This is a genomic window from Oleiphilus sp. HI0043 (assembly GCF_001634935.1).
Genome location: NZ_LWEY01001403.1, coordinates 1 through 1796, shown reverse-complemented (window position 1 = coordinate 1796; position 1796 = coordinate 1). Strand labels below are relative to the sequence as shown.

General features: G+C 42.9%; 2 protein-coding genes. Both read left to right on the top strand.

The window, feature by feature from the left end; all coding sequences use genetic code 11:
• Positions 1 to 167 precede the first annotated feature (167 nt).
• On the top strand, positions 168 to 1511 hold the full coding sequence (gene traF / locus A3729_RS19400; RefSeq protein WP_068514887.1) for a conjugal transfer protein TraF: 1344 nt from the start codon (positions 168 to 170) through the stop codon (positions 1509 to 1511).
• Between the two features lie 11 nt (positions 1512 to 1522).
• Positions 1523 to 1796 (top strand): hypothetical protein (locus tag A3729_RS19395; protein WP_197475932.1); only part of this gene is annotated, 274 nt, incomplete at its 3' end.

Below are 1796 nucleotides of genomic sequence, written 5' to 3'. Positions count from 1 at the left end.
CCTTGTTTGAACTATCTTTAGGGCTAGCGTGCGAAAGCGACAAAAGCAAAAGAGAAAATTGGGGTGTTTAACTTGCCGGGTTGTTCCGTCTAATAATAACAGGTATGACAGACGAGTAGAAAGCGGTTAAATCGGATAGGTTGTGTGAATAGCGAAGGATAATGAGCATGAAGCAGAAGAGCATACAAAAAAGTAAACTGGTTAAAGGTATCGCACTTGCGGTCTTATTTGGTGGTGCAGTCAATGCAGTTGCAGGATATCAAGGGCATCAGCCGGGGGCGATTCTAACCTTAGGTAAAACTACTAATCCTAATTCATTATTAGCGTTGGGGAATAATCCTGCTTCGGGAGAGTTGTTGGTTGGCGATGAAGAAAGCCTTCGCTTAGGCTACTTTAGCTCACTAGGCTTTGGTTTAGAGTTAGGCGACTTAAATAACGTTGAAGATGATATTGAAGAGCTTGAGGAAATTCTGGATAGCGAGAATCTAACACTTGATCAAGCTTTGGACGCAAAAGATAAATTTGACGCCTTGCTACCCGTTTTAGGCGAGAAAATGAATATTGCCTGGAACCTAGGGTTTGAGGCACCTTTAGCTCCAATTGCTGTTCGCAGTGATTTTCTTGGTGGTGTTGTTGGTCTAAATGTTAGTGCGGGTTTGCTAACAGATATTATCTTTTTAGATGCGCCGATGGAAATACAGAATTCAGGTAGCGACGTGAGTTTATCGACCGATAGCTCTTTATACGTAAAAGCTGCAGGTCTTGTAACGGGTACCGTCGGCTATAGCCGAGAAGTATGGCAACCACCGGTGTTGGATTCAAAGCTGTATGGTGGCGTCAATGTAAACGTTTATCATGCGGTCTTGAATAAACAGGTTGTTTCGTTTGAAGGTGTTGCAGACGATTCAGATGATGACATCATGGATGTCGTTATGGATGAGTTTGAAGAAAATAACGCGACGGTTACCGCGGTAGGTGTTGATGTCGGAGCAATATGGACCTTTCCAAACGGGCAGGTAGGTTTGACCATTGCCAATATTAATGAGCCTGAGCTTGAGTATGGCGAAATTGGCGTTAATTGTGGCTCTTTGAGCGGCTTACGTCAGAAAAACTGTTTGGCTGCTCAGGCATTTTCGGATGAGATTTCTCTGAAAGAAACCGCCGTCTTAAATGCTCAAACTACTATTGAAGGTGCTTTTTTTACAGAAGACCGTCAGTTTTTAATTTCAGGTGCATATGATGTTAATTCTGCCTTTAGTCTAGTTGGACGTGAAAGTCAGATATTAAGTGGCTCAGTAAGCTATTTCCCGAACAGTTACATTATTCCGACACTTAGACTTGGTGCTGCCAAGAACCTGGTTGGGAGTGAGCTAACAACATTAGGGGTAGGTACCACTTTATTTGGAATGGTTAACCTAGATCTATCAGGTAGCTTGGATACGATCGAGCATGACGGTCAAGAAGTTCCTCGTTATATTGGCTTTAACATTGGTATTGAAGAAAAATTTTAGGAGAGTGAAAGATGGGAATTAAAAACGAACATAGTTATCTAAGCGCAAGTAAGGGATTTAAGATTGCGGCACTCTCTGCGGCGGTAGCAATTGCCTCTGGTTGTAGTAGTCCTGACCACCCTGATAATGGTTCACCTGTAGAAAGAACGTCAATATCTGGGGTAGCAATTGATGGGTACCTAGCTGGTGCAACTGTTTATGCTGATATCAATGAAGATGGGCGACAAAATGCTGGTGAGCCTTCAGCTACGACAGATAGTGAAGGGTTCTTTACTACATCGAGTG